General features: G+C 36.7%; 16 protein-coding genes, 1 pseudogene and 1 other annotated feature. Of the genes and pseudogenes, 11 read left to right on the top strand and 6 right to left on the bottom strand.

Annotated features, from left to right (window positions below):
- Window positions 1-52: 52 nt before the first annotated feature.
- Both ACFQZ1_RS00725 and ACFQZ1_RS00720 read right to left on the bottom strand, forming a co-directional pair.
- Window positions 53-430, bottom strand: coding sequence for a DUF3938 domain-containing protein (locus ACFQZ1_RS00725; protein WP_377880186.1), 378 nt, complete (start codon window positions 428-430; stop codon window positions 53-55).
- A 321-nt stretch (window positions 431-751) separates the two neighbouring features.
- Window positions 752-1,645: a YitT family protein gene (locus ACFQZ1_RS00720; RefSeq protein ID WP_377880185.1), complete on the bottom strand. Its 894-nt coding sequence runs from the start codon at window positions 1,643-1,645 to the stop codon at window positions 752-754.
- A gap of 205 nt (window positions 1,646-1,850) precedes the next feature.
- Here ACFQZ1_RS00720 and ACFQZ1_RS00715 point away from each other — a divergent pair, with 205 nt between their 5' ends.
- The 5 genes and pseudogenes from ACFQZ1_RS00715 to ACFQZ1_RS00695 all read left to right on the top strand — a co-directional run bounded on the left by ACFQZ1_RS00715 (window position 1,851) and on the right by ACFQZ1_RS00695 (window position 5,943).
- Window positions 1,851-2,135, top strand: coding sequence for a hypothetical protein (locus ACFQZ1_RS00715; RefSeq protein ID WP_377880184.1), 285 nt, complete (start codon window positions 1,851-1,853; stop codon window positions 2,133-2,135).
- A 31-nt stretch (window positions 2,136-2,166) separates the two neighbouring features.
- Complete coding sequence (gene yidC, locus ACFQZ1_RS00710) at window positions 2,167-2,964, top strand: membrane protein insertase YidC (protein ID WP_377880183.1); 798 nt, start codon at window positions 2,167-2,169, stop codon at window positions 2,962-2,964.
- A gap of 272 nt (window positions 2,965-3,236) precedes the next feature.
- Window positions 3,237-3,557: pseudogene (locus ACFQZ1_RS00705) on the top strand (RNA-guided endonuclease InsQ/TnpB family protein); the annotation flags it as partial.
- A 469-nt stretch (window positions 3,558-4,026) separates the two neighbouring features.
- Window positions 4,027-4,264 (top strand) — a binding site (T-box leader).
- Window positions 4,265-4,329: 65 nt separating this feature from the next.
- A complete protein-coding gene (locus ACFQZ1_RS00700; RefSeq protein WP_377880182.1) occupies window positions 4,330-5,658 on the top strand; it encodes an APC family permease in 1,329 nt (442 codons plus the stop codon).
- A gap of 105 nt (window positions 5,659-5,763) precedes the next feature.
- Window positions 5,764-5,943 carry a hypothetical protein gene (locus ACFQZ1_RS00695; protein WP_377880278.1) on the top strand — a complete coding sequence of 60 codons (180 nt, stop codon included), beginning with the start codon at window positions 5,764-5,766 and terminating at the stop codon, window positions 5,941-5,943.
- 32 nt (window positions 5,944-5,975) lie between these two features.
- On the opposite strand, the gene ACFQZ1_RS00690 is transcribed toward ACFQZ1_RS00695, so the two are convergent.
- Window positions 5,976-6,734: a TrmB family transcriptional regulator gene (locus ACFQZ1_RS00690; RefSeq protein ID WP_377880181.1), complete on the bottom strand. Its 759-nt coding sequence runs from the start codon at window positions 6,732-6,734 to the stop codon at window positions 5,976-5,978.
- A 324-nt stretch (window positions 6,735-7,058) separates the two neighbouring features.
- On the opposite strand from ACFQZ1_RS00690, the gene ACFQZ1_RS00685 reads away from it, so the two are divergent.
- A complete protein-coding gene (locus tag ACFQZ1_RS00685; protein WP_377880179.1) occupies window positions 7,059-9,059 on the top strand; it encodes a methyl-accepting chemotaxis protein in 2,001 nt (666 codons plus the stop codon).
- Between the two features lie 39 nt (window positions 9,060-9,098).
- On the opposite strand, the gene ACFQZ1_RS00680 is transcribed toward ACFQZ1_RS00685, so the two are convergent.
- Window positions 9,099-9,716: an adhesin gene (locus tag ACFQZ1_RS00680; RefSeq protein ID WP_377880178.1), complete on the bottom strand. Its 618-nt coding sequence runs from the start codon at window positions 9,714-9,716 to the stop codon at window positions 9,099-9,101.
- Window positions 9,717-9,974: 258 nt separating this feature from the next.
- Here ACFQZ1_RS00680 and ACFQZ1_RS00675 point away from each other — a divergent pair, with 258 nt between their 5' ends.
- The 3 genes from ACFQZ1_RS00675 (at window position 9,975) to ACFQZ1_RS00665 (ending at window position 12,024) form a co-directional block, all read left to right on the top strand.
- The gene (locus ACFQZ1_RS00675; protein WP_377880177.1) at window positions 9,975-10,277 is read left to right on the top strand and encodes an MTH1187 family thiamine-binding protein; all 303 of its coding nucleotides are present in this window, start codon (window positions 9,975-9,977) and stop codon (window positions 10,275-10,277) included.
- A gap of 177 nt (window positions 10,278-10,454) precedes the next feature.
- On the top strand, window positions 10,455-10,700 hold the full coding sequence (locus tag ACFQZ1_RS00670) for a YusU family protein (protein ID WP_336482407.1): 246 nt from the start codon (window positions 10,455-10,457) through the stop codon (window positions 10,698-10,700).
- A gap of 406 nt (window positions 10,701-11,106) precedes the next feature.
- On the top strand, window positions 11,107-12,024 hold the full coding sequence (locus tag ACFQZ1_RS00665) for a proline dehydrogenase family protein (RefSeq protein ID WP_377880176.1): 918 nt from the start codon (window positions 11,107-11,109) through the stop codon (window positions 12,022-12,024).
- A gap of 24 nt (window positions 12,025-12,048) precedes the next feature.
- Here ACFQZ1_RS00665 and ACFQZ1_RS00660 read toward each other — a convergent pair whose 3' ends face one another.
- Complete coding sequence (locus tag ACFQZ1_RS00660; RefSeq protein WP_377880175.1) at window positions 12,049-12,888, bottom strand: D-alanyl-D-alanine carboxypeptidase family protein; 840 nt, start codon at window positions 12,886-12,888, stop codon at window positions 12,049-12,051.
- Between the two features lie 83 nt (window positions 12,889-12,971).
- Window positions 12,972-13,118 carry a YuzL family protein gene (locus ACFQZ1_RS00655; protein ID WP_090916082.1) on the bottom strand — a complete coding sequence of 49 codons (147 nt, stop codon included), beginning with the start codon at window positions 13,116-13,118 and terminating at the stop codon, window positions 12,972-12,974.
- A gap of 397 nt (window positions 13,119-13,515) precedes the next feature.
- On the opposite strand from ACFQZ1_RS00655, the gene ACFQZ1_RS00650 reads away from it, so the two are divergent.
- Entirely contained in the window at window positions 13,516-15,897 is a 2,382-nt protein-coding gene (locus tag ACFQZ1_RS00650) for a 3-hydroxyacyl-CoA dehydrogenase NAD-binding domain-containing protein (RefSeq protein ID WP_377880173.1), read from the top strand.
- Window positions 15,898-15,912: 15 nt separating this feature from the next.
- Window positions 15,913-17,088, top strand: a complete 1,176-nt coding sequence (locus ACFQZ1_RS00645) for an acetyl-CoA C-acetyltransferase (protein WP_377880171.1) — start codon at window positions 15,913-15,915, stop codon at window positions 17,086-17,088.
- Window positions 17,089-17,292 lie beyond the last annotated feature (204 nt).

The following is a 17,292-nucleotide window of genomic DNA, read 5'->3' as shown; positions in this document are numbered from 1 at the left end:
CGTGAATAGCGTAATAAAAAAAGAAGGTGATACGAGACCACCTTCTTTTTTATTACGAATTACTTTCCATTTGAATTTGACCTTCATCTTGTAGTAAATCAAAGATATCTGCTATGCAAAATGCGATGAACCAAGTCCAAAGACCATGGAAGAATGCTGTACTAAGTTGCAGAGGTAAATCATAAGTTGTTGTTGAAAATGAGATACAACCACCGACAATTCCAATCATTGTTAAAAGTGTCGTTTTTCTTGCGTTTTCTTCCGGATTGAAGAGGAAGAAAGTAAACGATCCTAGAATTGAAGCGCTTACAATAGAATCGATTCCATTCATATATAAACTTTCACCAGTATGAGTATTTGTCCAAAAGCATACGAGACCGCCTGCTACGGCAAATAATGTTGCGATTATAAATCTAAATTGTTTGTTCATACGTTCATCTCCTTTATCATCATCATTTGAACAGGAGGACCTGAATTTTAATTAATAGAAATTAAATAAGATGCTATATTTATTATCTACTTTTACAATATATACATAGTATAACATGTTTTAGATTTGAATAAAAATAATTATCTGATATTTCTAGTTTTTGATGTTTTGAATTTATCTCGCTATTCGTGGGCAGTAAGACCCTCACCTCAAGATTGAGAGAAGCGAAGAAGATAGGTGGGGAATGAAGAAAACCCCCACTGATGGAAGTTTCACTTTATGTGTAAAATAAAAACGCAAGGACCTACTCCTTGCGTTTTGTTATACACGTTTAAATCGTCCAACCACTTCTACGGTTTCTGTAATGTTAATAAAAGCACGATTATCAACGTGACGGATTAGACGTTTAATTTCTCCTAGTTCATAGCGTGTAACAACTGTGTAAATCATTTTTTTCTTATGATCTGTATATCCACCTACAGCATCAACCATTGTTACACCGCGAATCCCGTTGTGTAGTAATGCTTTTTTAATGGCATCTCCTTTTTCTGTAACGGTCATCACTGTTAATTTAATATGTTTTGTATGAATGGCATCAATGACTTTACTTACAACAAATCGGCTAATAAGTGTGTAAAGTGTAATATCCCATCCAAAAATAAAACCACCGACTGCAAGTAGAATAAGGTTAAAGCCAAAAATAATGGATCCAATAGAAATATCTCTATGTTTTGCTACAATTAACCCAATAATATCGAATCCACCTGTCGAAGAAGCAAAGCGGAAAATGATTCCCGTTGCAGCTCCGCATAATACACCACCAAAAACAGAAGACAACAAAACATCCTCAGAAAGTTGATGAACTGGAATGATATTCATAGCAAGAGTCGATACAGCAAGAAAGTATGCTGTTAAAAAGGTTGTTTTCTTTCCTAAGTAAAAATAGCTAAGAAAGAGCAGTGGAATGTTTAATAAAAAGATGAGTGCACCAATACTGTAGTGCATTAAGTAACCGATAATCATCCCAACGCCAGCAAATCCGCCACTAATCATATGGTGTGGAATAAAAAACATATTCATTGAAACGGCATAGAGAATTGAAGCAACTGAAATAACAACAAGTTGAATGATGAATTCTAAATGCAATGTTTTTGCGGCTGGGAATGATAAAAAGGCGGTATCGGGAACGTAATCGGCGTCTCCTAGTTGGCCCATAGTCTGTTTTCATCTCCATATTCGTTTTTGATTACAAGAAGAGAATAATGCTTTTTTCAAAAACTGACAATAGTTTTATTAGTATACGAAAATTTTATAAAATTTTTACAATTTAAGTGTATGAATAAAAATATAAATATGTAAAATATAAGGAATTTACATGTTGAAGTAGTATGATATAATCCTGTCATAAGGATGTGAAGAGATGGAATTTCTGTTGCAAGATGCAATGTTATATATATCTGTTGTAACAACGGCGCTTTGTGTATTAGAAGTCTTATTTCTTACTAATGTTTCGAGTTTTGTGCGTCAGCAAGCATATAGAGGCAGACAGAAAGCTTTCGCAGTCGTTGAAACAAGTGAGGAGCATATAGGGAATATATCATTTTTCTCTATCTTTCATAAACATGGAATGGCCCGCTCAGTCCGCAGGCAAGAAGCAAGTGGAGAGAGTGAGGATGTAGGTCCGTATATACCAATGTTTCGCTAAAGAAATATGAAACATTGGAGGAATCATATATATGTTTAAATCATACCGAGCTCGGCTCGTAAGTTTATCTTTATTACTTGTTGTTGTTTTATCTGGTTGTAGTAATGCAAGTGCGAATGCAGGACCAATTGATGCGAATAGTCCAGGATTTTGGAATCACTATATTGTATATCCAATTTCTGTTATGTTGCAGTTTGTGGCGCACCATTTGCCGAATCATAGCTTTGGGATTGCCATTATCATCATTACGATTGTAGTTCGTACGATATTATTGCCGCTAACGATTACGCAATATCGCAGCCAATTAAAAACAAAGAAAATGCAGCCAGAGCTTCAGAAATTGAAGGCAAAGTATGGCGATATAACAAAAAATCCAGAAAAACAAAAGCAATATCAAAAAGAAATGATGATTTTAATGAAAACGAGCGGTGTAAACCCGCTAATGGGTTGTTTACCACTGCTGTTGCAAATGCCAGTGTTCTCAGCATTGTACTATGCAATTAGTCATACGGAAGAGATTCGTTCAGCTTCTTTCTTATGGGTAAATTTAGGACATGCAGATCCTTATCACATTTTACCTGTCCTTGCTGCTATGACAACATTTTTACAAATGAAAGTATTTCAGTCTAATATGACAGGAGAACAAGCTCAAAATCAAGTATTGAAAGTCCAGCAGTTTATGATGCCGGCAATGATCTTATTTATGGGATCTGCTGCACCATCAGGACTTGTCTTGTATTGGATTACAAGTAACCTATTTACTGTAATTCAAACTATAGTATTGAAGAAAGTCTTGGATCGTGAAGATGTACAAGTACAAAGTGCATAAGCAAGGTTTGCTTTTATGAAGTAAAATTTTCATCAGCCGGAGAGAGCCGTATCCTCCACTGATGGTTAGGTAAAGGCAGAGAGATAAATAAGACAGTGCTCATAGCGAGCACTGTCTATTTTTTTGATTTCTATCATACCTTTCGAGAGGACTCCCACTTCTAAACATATGTGAAGGTGGTGAGGTGAATCGAAAAAAATATTTTATGTTCAAAAAACAATAGGAACATACGTTCTTGTTTTGGTATAATATCCTTAACAAGGAGGTGAAAAATGACAATGAAAAATCAAACAAATTATAAAACTCTTCAGATTTGGATTAAAAAAGGACATCGTATGTATTCTTATTTTCGAGAATCTTGCCAAAATGCTAAGAATATGTACAACACGACAAACTTTTATATACGACAAGTATATACAGGTTTGACACAAGATAAGGAGTTGCAACCTTTACAAAAAGAAGTTTTGGATACGATTTCTAAAAACATAGGGAAGATGAATGATACGCAACTTCTTTGCTATCAAAAGAAATTGGAAAAAGAGAAAACAAAACCAAAAGAAAAACAAAAAGAAGAGAAATGTAATTTGTTTAATTAATGAGGACTTTTTAATAAAAGACATTCAAATTTCCTTCCTTCACTTCTGAATAGTAAAAAAGACAACGTTCTATTTTCTTATCGTGTTACAAAAATGAATTAAAAATCCGAATAATATTATATAACAATATTTAAAATAATGTAACAAAAAATAACATAAAATCCCTGTAATGCTTATTTTTGAGAAATATCATTTGAAAGGGGAATTGAAGTTTGGAAAACGATTGATGAGTAGAAAAGGAAATTTGACTTCTTTTGTGGTATGGAAGAATGGTTGAGGATTTTTGTTTGATTGTTATCGTAGGGCAGCTTGTTATTGGGTTGATTATGAATAGCTTGGAGGTTAATGAAGGAGAAGTCTTACACCTGTTATATTATACTGAAATGATTTGCGTGTGTAATATAAAACACCCTTGCTTTTTTTGAAAAATTCAATATAATGGACAATAACAATAACATTCGAAATTATAAAAGTACTGATAAGGACATGATCTATTTTTTACGATTCTCAGAGAGGGGAGCCTTAGGCTGTGAGCTTCCTAATACGAAAGAATAGTTTACCACCTTTGAACTGCAGCAGTGAACGAACATCTAGTAATTGTTTGCCGGCAACAGCCGTTATCTGAAACTTGAGCAATTGGCGTGCTGTGTTTTCATGTCAATTGGAACAAGGGTGGAACCGCGAATCAAACACTCGTCCCTTTTTTTAGGGAGGAGTGTTTTTTTTATTTTATTTAGATCAAACTAAGATTAGAGGGAGGAGACGCAGTATGCATCACGATGACAAAAATAAAATTGGCCTAACAGTCGCACTATCAATCGTTATCGGAACAATTATCGGCTCTGGTGTATTTATGAAGCCGGGTAAAGTATTGGATTACGCAGGTAGTTCTAACATGGCAATCTTTGCTTGGGTAATAGGTGGAATTTTAACCTTAGCAAGCGGTTTAACTGTTGCAGAAATTGGGGCACAAATTCCGAAAAACGGTGGTTTGTATACGTACTTAGAAGAAATTTATGGAAGATTTTGGGGTTATTTGTCTGGATGGATGCAAACGCTTGTATATGGACCAGCAATTATTGGGACATTAGGAATGTATTTTAGTTCATTAGTTTTGAACTTTTTCCATATTGATAAAGTATGGAATTTGCCAATTGCGATTGGAACAGTTGTATTTCTTGGCGTTGTAAATAGTATTGGAACAAAGTATGGTGGCATTGTTCAAACTGTGACAACGATTGGGAAAATGATTCCAATTGTGCTTATTGTTGTGATGGGATTTTGGAAAGGGAATAGCGATGTATTTAACGTTGTTGTGCCAGAGTCTGCAAATCAAAGTATTGGGATGGCAATTTTAGCAACATTATTTGCATATGATGGTTGGATTTTATTAGCATCCATCGGCGGTGAAATGAAAAATCCAACAAAGTTATTGCCAAAAGCCCTGATAGTTGGAATTCTTGTAGTAACAGCGGCGTATGTGTTGATTAACACAGCACTATTAAAAGTGTTACCAGCTCCGCAAATTGTTGCACTTAGTGAGAATGCGACAGCGAAAGCGGCTGAGATGTTATTAGGTGAATATGGCGGGAAATTGATTAGTATTGGTGTTATCGTTTCGATTTTCGGATGTTTAAACGGAAAGATTTTAACATTCCCACGCATTCCAGTATCAATGGCAGAACTTGGTCAGCTACCATTTTCAAAATTTATTGCAAAAATTAATGATAAATTTAAAACGCCGGCAAATGCAATTTTTGTAGAAATTCTACTTGGTATTATTTTAATGCTTGTAAGTGACCCGAATAAATTGTCCGAGATTTCCGTATTTATTATTTATATTTTCTATGTGATGACATTTATCGGTGTATTTATTTTACGAAAACGTAATGCGGGACAAAAACGTGAATATAGTGTTCCTTTATATCCAATCGTACCAATATTAGCAATTTTAGGATCATTATTTGTAATTGGAAGTGCGATTATCAATGATCCAGTAAGTTGTTTCTTGTCAATTGGTATCGTATTGACTGGATTACCGGTGTATTGGTATTTGAATAAGAAAGAGGTAAATTTGAATAAGAAAAAGGTAAGTTAGTCGATAATGAAATTTTGAAATAGGCATCCTTTAGGGATGTCTATTTTTTGTGCAAGGATATTGAAAGAGATTGTGGAATATCTTGTTACAAGGAGGTGGATGCTAGTGGCAATGTTATCGTCTGTTATTGGATTTCTCTTTATGGCACTTCCTGTTGTAGTACTTGCTTTTGTGTTTCGGTGGATTCGGTTTATTTATATAAACTCAGAAGAACAAATAAAACAAAATGAACAAATTATTTCATTGTTATCTGATATAAAGAAACAAAATGAAGAACGGACATGAAGGAAAGTTTGTCTCCAGCCATGTCCGTTTTTTTAATAACGTAATTTCATTAAAATACTTCGAATTTCCTCGTCATTCATAAATAAATCATGATGCTTCTCTGTAATTTTCGCAAGAGCAACGTCGTGATAGAAAAACTCTGTAAAAAATTTAACGAATGGTTGAGACATTGTTTTCATTGCTTGCCATGAGTTTTGCTCAACGCCCGCAAATAAAATTTCACGATCATCGATAATGATCAGTAAAAAGCGTTCAAGTGCATCATGTTCTTCTGTTGGAATAAGAAGGTGAATTTGTTCTAGCGTTGTATCAAGATTACCTACAACAAGTGCTTCTATCTCTACGCCTCGCTTTTTCTTTTCTTCTAATAGCGGCATATATTCTAGGAACGTATCATTCCATGCAGACATACGAATGGATTTTTTCGCTTCCTGTACAAGTTGTTTACTTTGTGCGTGAATAGAAGATTGCACTTTTAAGCTCCAAACCCGGTCATCTGTAAATCTTTTTTTTGATACGTTGTTTTGTAACTCTTCAATACTTGATTGAAATTCTGCGGTCAACTTTTCAATAGCAAGCTGCAGCGGCAAGGCAGTATATAGTTTTTTCTTTTCAGAAACAGAATCCATTACCATGCCTTTATCAATAAGACGTGCCAATACTTCGTATATCTTTGCTTTCGGAACACCAGAATACTTCACGATGTTCGTTGCATCAAGCGGCTCTTCGCTTGAAACGAGAACTTCGTATGCTTGACTTTCATATTGTGAAAAACCGAATCTCTGTAACATAGTGCCTCCTGAACGAAAATTTCTTCTTCCCTAAGAATAAAGAACTCTTTTTGTGAATACAAGTATAGCTATTTTATCCCGCTATTCGCGGGCAATAAGACTCCCACCTCAAGATTGAGAGAAGCGAAGAAGATAGGTGGGGGATAACTGTTGGCATGCACTCGATTGGGCGGGCTTTCCGTCAGTGGGAGGATAAAGAAAACCCCACTGATGGAAGTTTCACTTTATCAATTTTAAAGTTTTACAAAAATCACTTACTCTTAATATAATGATATTAAATAATTTAATAAAATTCACCAAGAAGGGGCTAGGGGATTAGAGACTATGAGAAGCTTACGTTGGAAATTAACAGTTGTATTTTCGGTACTTATTTCAATGTTGTTTATGATTTTAGGGACAACTGTATATCAGTTGCAAAAACAGCAGCAGTCACGTATTCTTGATCAATATTCTCATAACACAATGGATTTGTTATCAGAACAAATGAATGAGTTTATTACTGGGATTGAGGAGGATATGACATACTATTCCAGTAGTGAGATGACGATTAAAATGTTGCAAGATGGCGTGAAGCCGGAAGAAGAAGCGGTGATAACGAGGGAGTTTTTAGGGTTTAAAAAGAATCACCCTGATATTTTAGATCTCTATATCGGTACTAAAGATAAAAAGACATTAAGTGCGAGTATTGCAGATGGTGGGAAATTACCAGAAGGATTTGATCCGACAACAAGAAGCTGGTATAAGGCAGCTGTAAATGATCCGAAAGCTATGCATTGGGGGCAGCCGCAATATGAACTGACGACAGGGCAATTAAGCGTCGGTATTTCAAAAGCGATTTTATCCTCAGATGGTTCGGAAGTACTTGGTGTTGTAGCAATGGATGTGTCCTTAAACAGAGTTCAACAGATGCTTCATAACGTCCAGTATAACTATAAAGGACAAACGTTTATTGTGAATGATAAAAACGTGGCGTTAGTGTATCCAGATAAAGTTGGAAAAGATGTATCGAAAGAACCACTGATTAAAAGTTTAAAACAAGATAAAAGTGATTTTGTGGCTACTACGTTAAAAGGGAAAGATGTAATTGCGTATAGTCAACCAATGAAATCAATGCAATGGAAGATCGGAATTGTTTATCCGAAAGATGACATTGATAATTTATTAGCAGGGCTAAAAGATACGTTTATATGGTTAGCGTGTGCTGGTGTACTTGTTGCAATTCTTACATCGTATTTGTTTGCAAGAAGATTAACAAGACCACTTCAATCTTTAACGAAGCAAGTGCAAAAAGTAGCGGAAGGGGATTTAACGCTACAAATGAAAGCACAAACGAATGATGAAGTGGGTGTATTAACAAATCATTTTAACGAAATGGTTGGACAAATGAATGAAATGGTTAGCCGTATTAAGCATAATGTATCTTCAGTGCAACAATCCGCGGATAACCTGCATTATTTAACGAATGAGACTGTTGCTGCAAGTAAGGAAGTTTCTAGTGCAATGGATGATGTAACAGGTGGTGCATCGACACTAGCAAATAGTGTTGAGGAAATTTCAGCACAGCTAGAAAACATGGAACAGTCTGTGGGACAAGTAAATGGCTCAGTAACCTCTATTAAAGATGTAACGAGTAAGGCAGAACAAGCGTCACAAAATGGCTTGCAGATGATGCAGCGTTTAGTGAATACAAGAGAAGAAGCTTCTTCGATTGTGATTGAAACAGAAGCGGCAGCTGATAAGCTTGAACATAGTGTACAGTCTATTCAAAATGTAGTTGAGCTTATTAAAGGAATTTCTGACCAAACAAATTTATTAGCATTAAATGCTTCCATTGAAGCAGCGCGTGCAGGGGAACAAGGAAAAGGATTTGCTGTTGTTGCAGAAGAAGTGCGAAAATTAGCTGAGCAATCAAAAGAAGCGACCGGAGATATCGCATCTATTATTGGAGAAGTGCAGCAAGAAGTATCTCGCGTTGTAGAAGTTGTCGGCAATTTAAAAGAAATTGCCAATGTGCAAGGTTATGTAACAACTGATGCTGAGAAAGCATTCAAAATTGTTATGTCTGTAGTAAATACAATTGTTACTTCTATTGAAAACATTTCTACTGAAGTGCAAAATATCGGACATGAGCAGAAAGATATTACACAAGTTATGCAAACCATCGCTGAAACAAGTCAGGAGAGTGCAGCTGTATCAGAAGAAGTTAATGCAGCTACAGAAACACAGGTATCGCATTTAGAAAAAGTATCAGGAACGATGGAGCGATTAACAGTGGAAATGAGAGATTTGGAAAAGCTAGTAGAACAATTTAAAATAGAAAAATAGAACTTTAGGCTGTCGGGATTTTCCCGGCAGCCATTTATTTTAGTTATGGACAGCTTGGAATGTGAGGGTACCGTTACTTTCTGTTACTCTCAATGTACCCCCAATAGCTTGTGTTGTATATTGATGAGATGTACGATCAGTTAATCCAAGTTGTTCTAAAATAGACATAACACCTTGTTGGCCAAGAGAAGGGTCTAAACTCAAAATAACAAGACCTACTGTTGCATAAAAGGCTGAAGTATCTTGTTCAGAAGCATCTGAACCGACAACAGCAACAGCACCGATATTGCCGTTAGATTTATAAACTGTCATGCCAAATCCTAAACCATTACTGAATGTTCCATTATACGTAACAGTTGCTTGATCCTCTGTGAATAGCTTAACATTCCCTAAGTTATATCCGGATGGCTTCCCGAGACTGTTAAAAGTTGAGACAAATTCTTGGATAGTTCGAGTTGTCTCAACTTGTGCTGGTTGAGATGGATTAGGTTGGCTCGGTTGAGGAGCAGGTTGTGGAGTAGGAGGTAGTTGTTGTTCTGGTGGAACCGGCTTTTCAACTGGAGGAGAAGAAGCTGGTTTGTCTTTCTCTTTTTCACATGCTGTTGTTCCTAGTAGAAGACTTCCTGCTAATAATGAGGTAATAAATAAACGTTTCATCGTTCACTCCCTTTCAAAGTTGCGAAAAAACGATTTCTTGAAGAAGTGATATCAATATATGCAAGGCGGACAGAAAAGAGTTACGGTAGATAAGCATATTCAGAGGAAATAAATTAATTTATATGGAGCATTAAGCTAAAATGCTAAGTAGTAGGAAGTTCAAAAGATGAAAAATTGATTTACATAAGTATGTAATGTAGGAAATTGCGGAGAAAATTTTGTACAATAATAAAGAATCTATAGAAGAGGTGAACAGAAATGGCAATTGTTGATGTTACAATTATCCCAGTTGGAACAGGTACTACAAGTGTAAGTGAGTATGTAGCAGAAATACAAAAAGTACTTGAGAAAAATGCAGATCGCGTGAAGTATCAATTAACACCAATGAATACAATTATTGAAGGAGAACTTCCGGTGTTATTTGAAGTTATTCAACAAATGCATGAAGTTCCATTTTCTAGAGGCGCAGGCCGCGTAGCAACAAATATTCGCGTTGATGACCGCCGTGATAAAGTTAGCTCTATGGAGAAGAAGTTACAATCTGTACAGTCGAAGTTATAGAGTGAACCTTAACTAGTGGAATCAGTCGGGCTTTACTGTCCAAAGGTAGCGGGATAAAGAATAGGGGAAGCAGCTAAATAGAGCTGCTTCTTTTTTGTATGAAGGGCAAGAAATTTGTTTCTGCCTTTAAATTTCTTTATTATCAAGTTTAAAGAAATATGAAGGAGGGGCTATAGGGTGAATGAAAAATTTCAAGAACAGTTTGACGGGTTGCTACAGAAGTATACAGAGCTATTATTAGGAGAGAGCGATGAAGAATATAAACAAAAGGTTGAGAAATGGGCGTTATATTCGTATATTGCTAAAACAATGCCAGCGCTTGTAAAGCATTGGAATGAAACGTATCCAGATGCGAAAGAAGAGATGGTAAAATTAATAACAGAAATTAAAAAGCGCAATGATGAACATAGACAAAATAAGTGACAAATGAGAAATGGCTACTTGTAATCAAGTAGTCTTTTTTTGTGTTTTTTATGAACATGTATATGAGTTATTTTTATATAATGTTTGGTTATGTGTATGCCATCTTTATACGAAATGAAGGGAGCGTTTTTTCCTTTATATAAAGAGAAGAAAGTGTTAAAGATTATTTGTCGAAATGATTTCTCATAGGCGGTATTTTCCTATATTGCTACTCATACCCCTGAAATTTCTGTATGTCGAAACATTTTTATTTCATATTTTTCCTTTTAAAATTCAATTATACAAACATTCTCGTATTATTATGTTAATTATCTAAATAATTATTTGTATCAAATAATTTTAAACAGTGATATAATTTAGAAGAGGGGTAAAAAACAGACAAAGTACAGTCATAGGGGTGGAGTACATGGAACAATTAATGCGTAATTCCTTCTTGTTTTTATCAAAAAATAAAGCAATGACAAAACTAGCGAAAAAATACGGTTTACGTTTTGGCGCAGGACGCTTTGTTGCAGGAGAAACAATTGATTTAGCGGTAGCTGCAATTAAAGATTTAAATAAGCAAAACCTTTGTGTTACGATCGACTATTTAGGGGAATTTGTTGATAACGAAGCAGAGGCAAATGAAATGGCGGATGAATCGATTGAAGCGATTCGTGCAATTGGTCGCGAAAAGTTAGATTCTCAGCTTTCATTAAAAATGACTTCTATGGGTTTAGACATCTCAGAAAATTTAGTTATGAACAATATGCGCCGTATTTTAGATGCAGCGAAAGAAAACGGTGTGTTTGTAACAATTGATATGGAAGATTATTCACGTTGTGGAAAAACAATTGAAATCTTCAAGCTGTTAAAAGAAGAATATGATAATGTTGGTACAGTAATTCAAGCGTATTTATATCGTACTGAAAAAGATATAGATGATTTGAATGCGTATAACCCAAATTTACGCCTTGTAAAAGGGGCTTATAAAGAGTCTGAAGAAGTTGCATTTCCAGAAAAGAAAGATGTAGATGACAATTATAAAAAGATTATTAAAACGCACTTATTAAATGGTAATTATACAGCAATCGCTTCACATGATGATGCAATTATTGAATATACAAAAAAACTTGCTGAAGAATATAACATTTCTCGTGATCAGTTTGAATTCCAAATGTTATACGGCATTCGTACAGAGCGTCAACTTGAGCTTGTGAAAGAAGGATATAAAATGCGAGTGTATGTACCATATGGAAACGACTGGTACGGCTATTTCATGCGTCGCTTAGCAGAACGTCCAGCTAACGTAGCATTCGTATTAAAAGGAATGATTAAAAAATAACCAAGGAAGTATAAACTTCCTTGGTTATTTTAATTGTTCAAAAGCATAATCCGCCATCTTTTTTGCATCAGGATACAGTGTTTTGCGACCAGAAGAGAGAACGACATTAATCACTCTTTTACCGTCTTTTTCATCTATTGTAACGACTGTATATTCTGCTAACGCAGAAAGACCGCTTTTACTTCCAATCGCATGTGGATCAGCGTACAATTCTTCACGTCCATAGTTTGCGATTTTTTTCGTTTGCATGGATGTATGTATAGTTGTATGAATTGTATTCATATCCTGCAAGACTTCTGGATACTTTAATACTTCTCTTGTAATAAGTGCTAAATCATATGGTGAAATTTTATTTCCAAGTGCATCAGCCCCGCTTGCATTTTTAAACGTTGTATGTGTCGCTCCGAGCTGTTTTGCTCGTTCATTCATCATTTTTGCGAACTTCTCTTTGGAGCCGGCGATATGTTCTGCGACCGACTCGCCGATTGGATCGGCGCTAATAACAAGCATCAACTTTAATGCCTCATTACGCTTTAGCTTTTCTCCGGCATGTAGTTTAATTTTTGTACTTTGGCTTTCTGTCTTTATTGCATGTTCTGTAACAGTAATCTCTTCATTTTCTTTTACATTTTCCAGTAGAAGAAGAGCAGTCATCATTTTTGCTACACTTGCTGGATAAGAGCGTTCATTTTCACGTTTTCCATATAGAACTTCTCCGGTCTTTGCATCAATCGTCACGCCGTACTTTCCATATATATCAGGCTGAGCAGCCCTGGCTACTTTTTGTCTGTGGGAATATAAGGAAAAAACCATCGCAATAAATAATGTAGCAGTAATAACAAGTAATGTAATCGTTCGTTTCATTTTGAACCCTCTTTTATGTATGGAATAGGCAGCGATATAGCCCATTCTTCATTATGCCATGCTCGCTGCCTATATTTGTACTTTTATTTTTCACCCATGTTTTGTTTTTTATATTGCTGATTGTTTCCTTGGCGGCCTTTTTCGATGCCGCGATCAACTGGACCAGCATTTCCTGTTACGCTTGTAGAACTAATACCTGCTTTTGATGGGTTTTTCTTAATTTTAGCCATAAGTTATGCCTCCGTGTGATCAAATTTATCCCGCTTTAACGGGCAGTAAGACCTCCGCATCAAGATGCAGAGAAAAGCGAGGAAAATAACAGCCCGTAAAAGCCCGGTTGGTGAGAGCTTTCCATCAGTGAAAAAATCATTCACTGATGGAAGTTTCACTTTATGGATTTTTGAACTGTAACGAACCTTTTTAGGATAAGGTGTTTAAAGAAAGGAAGTTCACTACATATCATGCCCAAAATATGAAAAAAGAAATAAGTTCAGAAAATTTTATTTTTAAATATATTGCGAAAATTTAAACTATATCATATATTTATTAGTAGAGGCTCACTCATAGATTGCGACGTTTGTCGAAAAATTGAATGAGCATTCATTCAAGAATAAGGGGGAGAATTGGATGTTCCAAATTAAAAAGGCTGCAGTTCTTGGTTCTGGTGTAATGGGTTCTGGAATTGCTGCACATTTAGCTAACATCGGTATACCAACACTATTGCTTGATATTGTACCGCCAACGCTTACAAAAGAGGAAGAAGCGAAGGGACTTACATTAGAACATAAAAGTGTACGAAATCGTTTTAGTAACGGAGCGCTGCAAAAATTGTTAAAGCAAAAACCAGCTCCTCTTACAGTAAAAGGAAATTTAGAGTTAATTGAAGCGGGAAATATGGAAGATGATATGGAACGCCTTGCTGACGTTGATTGGATTATTGAAGTTGTTGTTGAAAATTTAGATATTAAAAAGAAAGTATTTGAAAAGGTAGAAGCTGTTCGGAAACCAGGTTCTATTGTGAGCTCAAATACATCGGGGATTTCCGTTGAAAAGATGATCGAAGGGCGTTCAGATGACTTCAAAAAACATTTCCTAGGAACGCACTTTTTTAACCCACCACGTTATTTAAAACTTCTTGAGATTATACCGACAAAAGATACAGATCCACATGTGTTAAACTTCATGAAACTATTTGGCGAAGATGTACTTGGAAAAGGTGTTGTTGTTGCAAAAGACACACCAAACTTTATTGGAAACCGCATTGGTACGTACGGATTGCTTGTAACGCTGCAAGAGTTGGTAAAACGCGGTTATAGCGTTGGGGAAGTAGATTCTGTAACAGGTCCATTAATTGGTCGTCCAAAAAGCGCAACGTTCCGCACATTAGATGTTGTTGGATTAGACACATTTGTTCACGTTGCAAATAACGTATATGAAAATGTACAAGAAGAAGAGCGCGAAGTCTTCAAAGTACCAGCTTTCATGCACGATATGTTAGAAAGAAAATGGCTTGGAAGCAAAACAGGTCAAGGCTTCTTCTTAAAACAAGGAAAAGAGATTTTAGAGTTAAATCCTGAAACAATGGAATACGAAGAACGCAAAAAATTGAAAGCGGCTTCTGTTGAATTAAGCAAACAGGAAAAAGGATTAGCGAATAAATTGAAAGCGCTTATATATGCAAAAGACCGCGCTGGTGAATTGTTATGGAACATTATTACACCGACGCTTCTATATGCAGCAAAGCTTACGAAAGAAATTGCTGATGATATTGTCGCAATTGATAATGCGATGAAGTGGGGCTTCGGCTGGGAACAAGGTCCATTTGAAATTTGGGATGCAATTGGCGTTGAGAAGTCCGTTCAGAAGATGGAAGAGAATGGTCAAGTTGTTCCAGCTTGGGTAAAAGAAATGATCGAGAACGGTGTTACATCGTTCTATAAACATGATAATGGCGAGAGCTATTACTATGATAACGGTGAATACAAACAAATCGTTCGTAATAAAAAGGCAATTTCTCTAAAACAACTGAAAGAGAAAAATGGCGTATTAAAGAAAAACAGCGGTGCGAGCTTAATTGATTTAGGAGACGGCATTCTTTGCTTAGAGTTCCATTCTAAGAGCAACGCAATCGGCATGGATATTACGCAAATGATTAATTACGCTGTCGATGAAGTAGAGAAGAATTACAAAGGACTTGTCATTGGAAATCAATCAAAGAACTTCTGCGTAGGTGCAAACCTTGCGATGATTTTAATGGAAGCGCAAGACGATAACTACTTTGAAATTGAGTGGGTCGTGAAAAACTTCCAAGATGCAATGATGAGAATGAAGTACTGTTCAAAACCAGTCGTGGCAGCGCCTTATGGAATGACGCTTGGCGGCGGTACAGAGGTTTGCTTACCAGCAGCTAGCATTCAAGCTTCTAGCGAAACGTACATGGGATTAGTAGAAGTTGGTGTTGGTTTAATCCCTGGCGGAGGCGGCAACAAAGAGTTATACATTAAACATTTGAACAAAATGGCAAACGGTGTTGAGTTTGACCTGCAAAAAGTTGCAAACAAAGTGTTTGAAACAGTAGCGATGGCGAAAGTTTCAACATCTGCACAAGAAGCAGCTTCTCATAACTTCTTAGGCGATAAAGATGGTATTAGCGTCAATGGCGATCACTTACTATATGATGCAAAACAAAAGGCACTTGCTTTATATGAAGCGGGCTATAAAGCACCAATCTGTAAAAAGATTCCAGTTGTCGGTGAAACAGGATATGCAGCGCTCGTGCTTGGGGCAGAAGCAATGCACTTATCTGGCTATATTTCCGAATATGACTTACACATTGCGAAAAAACTTGCATATGTCATTGCTGGCGGAAAAATCCCATATGGAACAGAAGTTGATGAACAATATTTATTAGATGTGGAACGCGAAGCATTTATTAGTTTAGTGAGCGAAATGAAATCACAAGCAAGAATGCAGCACATGCTTGTAAAAGGAAAACCATTACGTAACTAAGGAGGAAGAATGTTCATGAGAGAAGCTGTTATTGTTGCAGGCGCAAGAACGCCAGTTGGGAAAGCGAAGAGAGGATCATTAAAAACAGTACGTCCCGATGATTTAGGGGCATTAGTTGTAAAAGAAACATTAAAACGTGCGAATAACTATGACGGTCCAATTGATGATTTAATTTTTGGTTGTGCGACGCCAGAAGCAGAGCAAGGCCTAAATATGGCGCGTAATATCGGCGGGCTAGCAGGACTTTCTTATAATGTTCCAGCTATTACAATTAACCGTTACTGCTCTTCTGGGCTGCAAAGTATCGCTTACGGTGCAGAGCGTATTATGCTTGGCCATTCGGAAGCAGTATTATCCGGCGGTGCTGAATCCATGAGTTTAGTACCGATGATGGGACACGTTGTTCGCCCAAACAACCGCCTTGTTGAAGCAGCCCCAGAATATTATATGAGCATGGGACATACAGCGGAGCAAGTAGCGATGAAATATGGAATTTCCCGTGAAGAGCAAGATGCGTTTGCAGTAAGAAGCCATCAGCGTGCAGCAAAAGCATTAGCGGAAGGAAAGTTCGTAGATGAAACAGTACCAGTGGATGTAACACTTCGAACTGTTTCAGCAAACAATAAGTTACAAGAAGAAACACTTGTGTTCTCACAAGATGAAGGTGTAAGAGCAGATACGACGTTAGATGTGCTTGGGAAACTACGACCAGCATTTAACGTGCGTGGTTCGGTAACAGCTGGAAATTCTTCGCAGCTGAGCGACGGCGCAGCAGCAGTATTACTGATGGATCGTGAAAAAGCAGTAAGCGACGGATTAAAGCCGCTTGCAAGATTCCGTTCCTTCGCAGTAGCTGGTGTACCGCCAGAAGTAATGGGAATCGGTCCAATTGCAGCGATTCCAAAAGCGTTAAAATTAGCAGGCTTAGAATTATCTGATATCGGTTTATTTGAACTAAATGAAGCATTCGCTTCTCAATCGATTCAAGTTATTCGCGAACTTGGATTAGATGAAGAAAAAGTAAACGTAAACGGCGGCGCGATTGCTCTTGGACATCCACTTGGCTGTACAGGATCGAAACTAACATTATCTCTTATCCATGAAATGAAACGCCGTAATGAACAATTCGGTATCGTAACAATGTGTATCGGTGGCGGCATGGGTGCTGCTGGGGTATTTGAATTATTATAAAAGTAAAAAGTGGAAGCGGCTTGCTCAGAATGTGAGGTGGAAGAAGTGAAGCCACCAAACATTCTAGCCGCTGGAACTGAATTCAATAAAAGTGAAGCTAGATAGATAAAGAATGGAAGCGACGATAGGGTACGGAAATAAAGGGAGGGCCAGTTTCTCTTAAAATGGGAGAAGCAGCCTATGAAAATATGAAGGAGGAATTTT

Origin of the sequence: Bacillus sp. CGMCC 1.60114, assembly GCF_042676365.1 — a bacterium.
Lineage (GTDB): Bacteria > Bacillota > Bacilli > Bacillales > Bacillaceae_G > Bacillus_A > Bacillus_A rhizoplanae_A.
The sequence above is the reverse complement of the archived record's forward strand: the minus strand, read 5'-3'. Positions and strand labels throughout refer to the sequence as shown.